The sequence below is a fragment of the Actinophytocola sp. genome (assembly GCF_049647105.1).
Taxonomy (GTDB): Bacteria; Actinomycetota; Actinomycetes; order Mycobacteriales; family Pseudonocardiaceae; genus Actinophytocola.
In genome coordinates this window covers 1-8,531 of record NZ_JBARWZ010000269.1, presented here as the reverse complement: position 1 = coordinate 8,531, position 8,531 = coordinate 1, and the positions used below count along the sequence as shown (strand labels likewise).

Genomic DNA, 8,531 nt, shown 5'->3' with positions numbered 1-8,531 from the left:
CCGGCGGGCAGCACGAACCCGGCGGCCACCGCGTTGGCGGCCGCCAGACCGGCACCGATGAACGCGGTGGCGGCGAACCCGAGCGGCGCGGACAGTGCCCCGAGCGCCGGGCCCAGCGTGAACGCGAGCCCGATCGCGGCGCCGACCCGGCCCATCGCCTTCGTCCGCCCCGCCGGTCCCGCGAGATCGGCCGCGAACGCCTGCGCCACCCCGATGCTGCCGCCGCACAACCCCGCCACCGCACGGGCGACGAGCAGTAACCACAGTGAGCCCGCCAGCCCCATCACCGCGAGCGACACCGCCGAGCCTGCCAGGCTGAGCAGGAGCAGCCTGCGCCTGCCATACCGGTCACCGAGCCTGCCCAGTACCGGCGCGGCGACCGCCTGGCACACCGAGTAAGCCGTGAGCACCACGCCGAGCCACAACGCGTCCCCGCCAAGGTCGGTCACCCGGAACGGCAGCGAGGGGAGGACCAGCGTGAAGCCGAGCAGGTCGACGAACACCGTGGCGTACAAGGCGGTCTGCGCACGCGATCCAGAAATCCGACTCACTCCTCTCCGGCGGACGTGGCGGAGACACTACAAGAGGTAGTAGCTGAGCCGATCCATACCAACGCCACCCCGAACCCCGGTCTAGGTCAAGGTCCTGTCCTCGGATCTGTGTGCGAAGGTCTGGGCCCGATCAACAGCGACCTCAGGGGAACGTGACGGCACCCAGCCACTAACCACCTACGATCCGCGACAGTCGCTGGTTCGGGACCAACACTTTGAATGCCGGGGAGGCGGGCTAGGGGCGGACTAGCCTAGTTCAGGCCTACCGCCGCGGTGAGGAGTGCCGTGCGGACCGTGGCGACGATGTCCTTCCCGGCGGTGCCTTTCCCGGCGGTGCCCTTTCCGGCAGGGTCCGGTTCGTTCGCGTGGTGCTCGACCGCCACGCGTAGCGCGGCGTTGATCATCGCGGCGTGTAGCCGGATGTGCAGGTCGTTCGCGTCCCCATGACCCGCCCGCTCGGCGAGGGCGGTGGCGAACACCGGCTCCGCGTCGTCGTGGGCTCGCAGCCACACCGCGCGCAGGCCCGGTTCCGTGCGGGTAAGGCGGACCAGCGCGAGCAGTGTCGGCACCTCGGCCACGATGTCGCCCGCCGCCGCTGCCAGGTCGTCGAGGACCGTGGCAAGTGCCGTGCCCGGCGGCCAGTTCCGCAACGCCAGGGCCGTCAGGTCGATTCCGGCCGTCAGCAGCGGCCGCACACAGCTCTCCTTGGTGGGGAAGTACCGCCACAGCGTGCGGACCGAGATGCCCGCCGCGGCCGCGATCTCGTCTGCCGACGTCGCCGCGACGCCCCGGGTAGTGAACAGACGCACGGCCGCGCGGGCGATGTCGACCCGGGTGGCCGCCTTGCGCCGCTCGGTCAGCGGCGGCCTGCCGGTGCGGCGTCCCGTTCTCTCCACGTCACGGAGTCTAGTCTTCGTGACACCACATGCCATAGTGGCACAGAGTGTCAACAACTCGACGGACGGAGCGGACCATGGACAGTGGACTGGCAGGCAGCGGTGTCATCGTCACCGGCGCGGGATCGGGCATCGGCCGGGCCACCGCGCTGCTGTTCGCCGCCGAGGGGGCGCGGGTCGTGGTCGCGGACCTCAACGGGGACACGGCACAGGCCGTCGTCGACGAGATCCGCGCGACGGGTGGCGCGGCGGAGGCGGTGGTCGGCGACCTGAGCGAGCGGGCCGTGGTCGACCGCGTCGTCGGCACGGCCGTGGAGTCGTTCGGCGGCGTCGACGTCCTGGTCAACAATGCCGGGATCATGGACAGCATGTCCGCGGCCGCCGACGTGACCGACGAGGAGTGGGCTCGGGTCCTGAGTGTGAACCTGACCGCGCCCTTCCTGCTCGCCCGCGCCGTGGTGCCGCACATGCTCGCCAAGGGCAAGGGGGCGATCGTCAACACCGCGTCGGAGGCGGCACTGCGGGGCGGCGCCTCCGGCACCGCCTACACGGTCGCCAAGCACGGGATCGTCGGGCTCACCAGGTCCCTCGCCGTGATGTACCGCGCCTCCGGGATCCGCACCAACGCGATCGCCCCCGGCGCGACGATGACCGGCATCTCGGTCACCGCCGACGCCGAGGCACACGGCCCCACCGTCCTCGTCCCGCACATGGGTGCCATGGGCCGCGTCGCGAGCCCCGAGGAACAGGCCGCCGCGATCGTGTTCCTCGCCTCCGCCGCGGCCAGCAACATCAACGGCGCCGTGCTCCCGGTGGACAACGGCTGGTCAGCGGTCTGAGGAATTGTCGGTGGTGGCGCCAACGGCGAACTCAGGGGTCCCGAACCGTGGACTCGCGGGTTCTGAACCGTGGACTCGCGGGTTCTGAACCGTGGACTCGCGGGTTCTGGATCGTGGACTCGCGGGGTTTGGCGGCGGTGATCTGCTTGCGCGGGGTGGGTGTGGACGCCTTACCTGAGAAGTGGGTAGTTCATTGATACGCCGCCTAGGAGGCTGCCGTCCGGCAGCGGGACCTGCGTGCGGGCCACCTCGCGGAAGCCGAACGACCGGTAGAGCGGCACGCCAGGCAGGGTGGCCATCAGGACGAGCGACCGGAAACCCGCCGAGCGGGCGGCCTCCTCGCACCTCGCGAGAATCGCGCGGCCGAGGCCACGGCGGGTCCAGTCGCCGTGGACGAACATCGCCCGGACGCGGGCGGGTTCCGTCGCGGGGTCGAGGAGGCGGTCGTCGGCCGGGGCGGCGCCGGAGCCGGTGTAGAGCTTGTCCCGCCTGCTCCAGCCGCCGCACGCGACGACGCGGCCCTGCGCCTCGTGCACGTAGTAGGTGCCGTCGTCGATGAGGACGGTGTCCGGTTCGGTCAGGTAGGTGGCGGCGGCGGCCGTCTCACTCTCGTTGTGGAACAGCGGGAACACAGCGAGCACCGACTGCCGCATGAGCGCGGCGATCGCCGGCACGTCGGCGGGTGTCGCCGCGCGCAGGACAGGTTCGGACACGGCGGTCACCCTACTTGGCGGGGTCACTCCGGAGCGCCTCGTGGGCGACGAGCACGCCGCCGGTGAACGCGATCGGCATGACGACGATGGCCGCCAGCGGGACCAGGCACAGCAGGGATGCCGGCAGGCCGAGGCCCAGCGCGAGTCCTCGGCGCTTGGCCAGGGTGGTTCGCTGCTCCCTGAGGCTCATGCCGCGCCGGTAGAACGCCACCGCGACCAGTTCCAGCGCGACGAACCACGCCGTCACCAACGCGAGCAGCACCGGCACCACGGTCTGCCCGACGACCGGGATGAACCCGGCGATCACCAGCGGGATCGTGAACAGCAGCGACCGCAGCACGAGCACGAGGCCACCACGGAGCCCGAGTCCCAGCAGCCGCCACCACGGCAGTTCCTCGCCGGGCGCGAGGCCGAGATCGTCCTCCACCTTCTCCGCGATCATCTCGTAGAACGGTGCGCCGATGGCGAGCGTCAGCGCGGAGAAACTGATCAGGGCGATGACGAGCGCGGCGCCGAACAGCACGACGCCCGCCGTGACCCGCCCGGTCGTCCGCCAGCCCGCCGCCCAGTCGTCCGCGAACGGCGTGGCCAGTGTGGCAAGGTCGTCGATCCAGACGGCGAGCGCGACCAGCCCGCCGGTCAGCAGGGCCGTGGTCAGTACCGCGGGCAGGGCGCCGAGCAGCAGCAGTCGCGGTGACCGGAGCAGGATGGTCAGCCCGCGCCAGAAGAAACGGACACCAGTGAGGAAATCGCGCACGGCGTACTTCTACCAGTGGTCGTGATCAAGGCTGCCGCCGGGCGGTCCTCGATTGTCCATTGTGGACGAACAAGTGGTCGTGACGGCGAAGGCCGGTCTCGTCGCGTGGCGGGGTGACGGTCGCGTGGACGAGGTTGTGGTCGGACAGGCCGTCCGAGTCGTCGACGGTCGCGGTGCTCGCGGTCGCGCCGAGGGTGACGACATGGTCGATGAACCCGCGGGACGAGCCGGGGCGGGTCGGCATGCTGCCCGCCGCGAAGCCGGCGACCGCGAAGCCGTCGCCGAGGCCTGCCTCGATGGTGCCCCGGCCGGAGTTGAAGTCGCCTAGCAGCACGGTTGTCGGCTCGGCCAGGCCCGCCAGGTGGGCCAGCTGGCCGGTGCGGCGCCGGTCGCCGCTGACGTGGGTGGCGATCACGAGGGTGCCCGCGACGTGGACCGCGAGCGCGCCTTTGCCCCTGTCGTCACGGAAGGCGGCGGCGGTGACCGTGGTGCTGGGGCCGTCGGCCATCAGCACCAGGTGTTCGGTGCGGTCTCCCAGCAGGTCCCGTCCGGTGCGCGGCGTGGGGATCCTGGGGTACTGGAAGGAGTGGACCGTCCGGCCGGGCAGGTTGGCGCGCAGGCTCGCGAGCTGGTCGCCGCTGACCTCCTGTAGCGCGATGACCTGTTCCGTGCGGGCCGCCAGCCGGGTGGTGATCGCGGTGATCCGCGCGGCCTCGTCCGGCCAGCGCCGGATGGTGTCCTCGTCCCAGTTCTCGGCGTGGACGCGGTGCAGCAGGTTCCAGGTGGCCACCGTGATCACGCCGCGATGGTAATCGTCATTTCTTCTTCCTGTCGGTTTAAACGGTGGCGTCACGGGGCAAACCAGGCCACCATTTCGATTGATCTTCGGGGTGAGAACCGGCGCGTCGGCGCGCGTTGCCGGGGGAATCGGGGGCATGGTGTACGTGCACCACCGAGGTGGGGCGTCCCAGCCACGGCGGCGGAGGGAAGGTGGGGGAATGAGGGAGTACGAGCGGGCACGTCATGAGCCGGGTCAGGTCGCGACGTTCGTCGTGGCCACGTTGTTCGTGCTGGCGGCGGTGCTCGACGTCGGCGCTGGCGTGCTGGACAACGTCGTGCACCTCGGGTTCGGGGTCGCGGGTTTCGTGCTGAGCCGCGGCCGCCGGAGCGCGCAGGCGTACCTCATCGGCGGCGGTGTCGTGTACTTCCTGTTGTGGCAGTTCGGTTCCGTCGTCGACGGGACGCTCGTGCCGTTCCACACCGTCAACGTCGGCGTTCACCTGTCGCTGGTCGCGACCATGATCGGTATCGCGGTACTGAGCGGCGGCGGGCACGTCGAGGCGTCCGCTGTCGAGACGCCGGAGGTCCTGTACATCCGCGGCGAGGACTACGCGCGCCCGCGCCCGGTTCGCAACCGGCCGCCGGGTCGTGCGGACCAGCGTTGCCCACGGGTGACCTCGGCGGGCCGGGTGCCCGCGGGGATGCTCTGCCGGATCTGAGTCAGCGGACGGCGTCGCCGATGATCGTGGTCACGATCTCTTCGACGGCGCCGTCCTCCGGCCGGTCGCCTTCCTTGCCCGCGTAGAGCAGGTGCGCGGTGCCGATCAGCGTGAACGCGAGCAGGTTCGGGTCGCGGTCTAGGGCGATGCGGCCGAGGTCGCGTTCGGCGGTCAGGTAGGCGGCGATCATCGTCGCGCCCTCGGTCAGCACCGGTACGCCGGCCGGGATGGTTTCGCGTAGCCGGGCGCGCAGGCCGTCGCGGGCGGTGATGAGGCTGACGATCGCGACCGCCACCGACTCGAACAGCGCGGTGAGCGCCGAGGTGAGGTTGGCCGCGACCGTGCCGGTGCCCGCGGCCTCGCGCAGCGCGGCGGCCTGCGGGTCGATGCGATCGATGCGGTCGAGCACCAGGTCGGCGAGGAACGCGTCGAAGTCGGCGAAGTGCCGGTGCAGCACGCCTTTCGCGCAGCCGGCCTCCGTGGTGACCGCCCGGCTGGTGAGCGCGTTCGCCCCGTCCCGCAGCAGGATCCGCTCCGCGGCGTCGAACAGTTGCCTGCGCACTTCGCGGAGTGCGACTCCGGTCGGCACCGTGTGTCCCGCCTTCCGTCGATTGCCTAGTGGGCAAGCGCCCACTAGGGTGGGCACATGCCCACTGTACCGGCGGACCCTGCCCGTGAGTCACACCGAGCCCGGGACCTGGCGGAGTCGTTCGGCTCGGACGCCGAGCGCTACGACCGCGCCCGGCCCAGCTATCCCGCCGCCATGGTGCGGCGGATCGTCGCCGCCAGTCCCGGCCGGACCGTCCTCGACGTCGGCTGCGGCACCGGCATCGTCGCGCGCCTGTTCCAGGCCGAGGGCTGCACGGTCCTCGGCGTCGACATCGACTCGAGGATGGCCGACGTCGCGCGGCGGCACGGGATCGACGTGGAGGTCTCGTCGTTCGAGACGTGGGACCCGGCGGGCCGGACCTTCGACGCGGTGGTGGCCGGGCAGACCTGGCACTGGGTCGATCCGGCCGCCGGTGCCGTCAAGGCGGCGCGGGCACTCCGGCCGGGCGGCAGGCTCGCCCTGTTCTGGAACGTCGGCGTCCCGCCTGCCGGCCTTGGCACGGCGTTCGCCGACGTCTACCGCCGCGTCGTGCCCGGTTTTCCCATCCACGACGCGGCAAGGACGGCCGCGACCGGGTACTCGGTGTTCCTGGAGAACGCGGCGGAAGGAATCCGCGCCGCGGGCGCGTTCGGTGAGCCGGAGGAGTGGAAGTTCGACTGGACCCGGCACTACACCAAGGACGAGTGGCTGGACGTCGTCCCCACCTCGGGCGGGCACAGCCGGTTCCCGCCCGAGCAGCTCGCGGAGCTCCTGTCCGGCCTTGGCGCCGCGCTCGACACCGAGGGTGGCGCCTTCACGATGAACTACTCCACGGCCGTGCTCTCGGTGGCACGCACGAGGCACTAGGCCGCTCCTGGCCGGTCGGTGTCCGGACCGGCCAGGAGCACGGGATCCAGTCCGAAGTGGTGCTTGACGCGGCGCGCGAAGTAGTTCTGGTCCGGCCGAGCGGGCGATGTGCGCGATGGGCTGGTCGGTGTGCGGCAGTCGCGTGGCGGCCAGCTCGACGCGGTGCCGCGTCAGGTACGCCATCGGCGGCAGGCCCGTCGCGCACTTGAACAGCCGGACCAGGTAGCCGGGCGCGAGGCGCGGTGAAAGGGTGAGCGCACGGTGGCCGTCGCCGCCGGTGGCACGAGTCCACCTTGCAGGGGTGACGGTGCCGGCCACCGTGCGCGCGGACGGACGCTAACCGACCACGCGGCCCCGTGGTGAGAGTTCGTTGCTCTCGCTAACCAAGTGCTATGTGACATACTACTGGCGTGGCGGTGGACGTGCTGGTGATCGGGGCCGGGATGGTCGGCGCCGCCTGCGCGTACTTCTGCGCCGGCGCCGGGCTGCGGGTCGCCGTGCTGGAACGCGGAGGCGTGGCGGCGGGCACCACCAGTGGCGGCGAGGGCAACATCCTGGTCTCCGACAAGGAACCCGGCGCCGAACTTGACCTCGCGCTGCTGTCCGTGCGGCTGTGGCGGGAGCTGGGGGAGCGGATCGGTGCCGACCGGCTGGAGCTGGAGGTCAAGGGCGGCGTGGTCGTCGCAAGGACCCCCGAAGCGCTGACCGGGCTCGCCGCGCTGACCGCCCGGCAGCGGGCGTGCGGCGTCGCGGCGGTGGACGTGACCGCCGGTGAGCTGCCCGCGCTGGAACCGAACCTCACGCCCGACGTGGCGGGCGGCGCCCACTACCCGCAGGACATGCAGGTCCAGCCCATGCTCGCCGCCGCGGCGCTGCTGCGCGCCGCCCGCGACCTCGGCGCCACCGTCCACACCGGAACCGAGGTCCTCGGCTTCCTGCGTGGCCGCGCGATCACCGGTGTGCGTACGAGCGCGGGCGACTTCGCCGCGCGGTGGGTGGTCAACGCCGCCGGGACGTGGGGCGGTGAGATCGCGGACCTGGCCGGTGCGCCGCTGCCGGTATTGCCCCGCAAGGGATTCGTGCTGGTGACCGAACCACTGCCGAGGGTGATCCGGCACAAGGTGTACACCGCTGACTACGTGGCGAACGTGGCCAGCGACGACGCCGCGCTGGAGACCTCGGTCGTGGTCGAGGGGACTCGCGCGGGCACCGTCCTCATCGGCGCTAGCCGGGAACGTGTCGGCCTCGACCGCCGGATGTCGCTGCCGGTGGTGCGCGGGCTCGCCGCCGGGGCCGTCGGGCTGTTCCCGTTCCTCGCCGACGTCACGCTTTTGCGGACCTACCTCGGGTTCCGGCCCTACTGCCCGGACCACCTGCCGGTGATCGGCCCCGACCCGCGTGCGCCGGGGCTGGTGCACGCGTGCGGTCACGAGGGAGCTGGGATCGGGCTGTCCGCCGCGACCGGGCATCTCATCGCGCAGGCACTGACCGGGGTGGCGCCCGACCTCGACCTCACCCCGTTCCGGCCGGAGAGGTTCGCGGCGTGAGCACCTTCTCCTTCGACGGCGATGACGTCACGGCCGTGCATGGCCAGAGCATCGGGGCGGCGCTGCTGGCCGCCGGACACCGGTCGTTGCGGACCACCCGCCACGACGGCGCACCACGAGGCCTGTTCTGCGGCATCGGCATCTGCTTCGACTGCCTTGTCGTCGTCAACGGGCGCCCCGGCCTGCGGGCGTGTGTGACCGAGGCCCGCGACGGTGACGTGGTCGAAACACAGGAGGGAACCGGCCGTGACCACCTCGCCTGCTGACCTCACC

Annotated in this window: 11 protein-coding genes; 5 read left to right on the top strand and 6 right to left on the bottom strand. The window is 71.7% G+C overall.

Annotated features, from left to right (window positions below; all coding sequences use genetic code 11):
* Together WBA97_RS31965 and WBA97_RS31960 are read right to left on the bottom strand one after the other, a co-directional pair.
* Nucleotides 1–551, bottom strand: a 551-nt coding sequence (locus WBA97_RS31965; protein ID WP_424234694.1) for an MFS transporter, incomplete at its 3' end; no start/stop codon positions are given.
* A 251-nt stretch (nucleotides 552–802) separates the two neighbouring features.
* Nucleotides 803–1,447, bottom strand: a complete 645-nt coding sequence (locus WBA97_RS31960; protein WP_424234693.1) for a TetR/AcrR family transcriptional regulator — start codon at nucleotides 1,445–1,447, stop codon at nucleotides 803–805.
* A gap of 77 nt (nucleotides 1,448–1,524) precedes the next feature.
* Here WBA97_RS31960 and WBA97_RS31955 point away from each other — a divergent pair, with 77 nt between their 5' ends.
* Complete coding sequence (locus WBA97_RS31955; protein ID WP_424234692.1) at nucleotides 1,525–2,286, top strand: SDR family NAD(P)-dependent oxidoreductase; 762 nt, start codon at nucleotides 1,525–1,527, stop codon at nucleotides 2,284–2,286.
* A 170-nt stretch (nucleotides 2,287–2,456) separates the two neighbouring features.
* On the opposite strand, the gene WBA97_RS31950 is transcribed toward WBA97_RS31955, so the two are convergent.
* From WBA97_RS31950 to WBA97_RS31940, 3 genes are read right to left on the bottom strand one after another with little or no spacing between them, the layout of a single operon-like run.
* A complete protein-coding gene (locus tag WBA97_RS31950; protein ID WP_424234691.1) occupies nucleotides 2,457–2,999 on the bottom strand; it encodes a GNAT family N-acetyltransferase in 543 nt (180 codons plus the stop codon).
* 10 nt (nucleotides 3,000–3,009) lie between these two features.
* The gene (locus WBA97_RS31945) at nucleotides 3,010–3,756 is read right to left on the bottom strand and encodes an EI24 domain-containing protein (protein WP_424234690.1); all 747 of its coding nucleotides are present in this window, start codon (nucleotides 3,754–3,756) and stop codon (nucleotides 3,010–3,012) included.
* 25 nt (nucleotides 3,757–3,781) lie between these two features.
* A complete protein-coding gene (locus WBA97_RS31940) occupies nucleotides 3,782–4,555 on the bottom strand; it encodes an endonuclease/exonuclease/phosphatase family protein (RefSeq protein ID WP_424234689.1) in 774 nt (257 codons plus the stop codon).
* A gap of 199 nt (nucleotides 4,556–4,754) precedes the next feature.
* Between WBA97_RS31940 and WBA97_RS31935 the strand changes: the two genes are divergently transcribed.
* The gene (locus WBA97_RS31935; RefSeq protein WP_424234688.1) at nucleotides 4,755–5,255 is read left to right on the top strand and encodes a DUF4383 domain-containing protein; all 501 of its coding nucleotides are present in this window, start codon (nucleotides 4,755–4,757) and stop codon (nucleotides 5,253–5,255) included.
* Nucleotide 5,256: 1 nt separating this feature from the next.
* On the opposite strand, the gene WBA97_RS31930 is transcribed toward WBA97_RS31935, so the two are convergent.
* Nucleotides 5,257–5,844: a TetR/AcrR family transcriptional regulator gene (locus WBA97_RS31930; protein ID WP_424234687.1), complete on the bottom strand. Its 588-nt coding sequence runs from the start codon at nucleotides 5,842–5,844 to the stop codon at nucleotides 5,257–5,259.
* Between the two features lie 57 nt (nucleotides 5,845–5,901).
* Here WBA97_RS31930 and WBA97_RS31925 point away from each other — a divergent pair, with 57 nt between their 5' ends.
* The 3 genes from WBA97_RS31925 to WBA97_RS31915 all read left to right on the top strand — a co-directional run bounded on the left by WBA97_RS31925 (nucleotide 5,902) and on the right by WBA97_RS31915 (nucleotide 8,524).
* Nucleotides 5,902–6,711: a class I SAM-dependent methyltransferase gene (locus WBA97_RS31925; protein WP_424234686.1), complete on the top strand. Its 810-nt coding sequence runs from the start codon at nucleotides 5,902–5,904 to the stop codon at nucleotides 6,709–6,711.
* A 410-nt stretch (nucleotides 6,712–7,121) separates the two neighbouring features.
* Nucleotides 7,122–8,258 (top strand): NAD(P)/FAD-dependent oxidoreductase, encoded by a 1,137-nt coding sequence (locus tag WBA97_RS31920; protein ID WP_424234685.1) that lies wholly within the window; start codon nucleotides 7,122–7,124, stop codon nucleotides 8,256–8,258.
* Nucleotides 8,255–8,524, top strand: a complete 270-nt coding sequence (locus WBA97_RS31915) for a (2Fe-2S)-binding protein (protein WP_424234684.1) — start codon at nucleotides 8,255–8,257, stop codon at nucleotides 8,522–8,524. The genes WBA97_RS31920 and WBA97_RS31915 overlap by 4 nt, the downstream gene beginning before the upstream one ends.
* Nucleotides 8,525–8,531: the final 7 nt, after the last annotated feature.

What these genes read in the sequence shown, in the direction of transcription:
- WBA97_RS31925 (WP_424234686.1), top strand. Translation starts at nt 5,902, where the DNA reads ATGCCCACTGTACCGGCGGACCCTGCCCGTGAGTCACACCGAGCCCGG.
- WBA97_RS31935 (WP_424234688.1), top strand. Translation starts at nt 4,755, where the DNA reads ATGAGGGAGTACGAGCGGGCACGTCATGAGCCGGGTCAGGTCGCGACG.
- WBA97_RS31955 (WP_424234692.1), top strand. Translation starts at nt 1,525, where the DNA reads ATGGACAGTGGACTGGCAGGCAGCGGTGTCATCGTCACCGGCGCGGGA.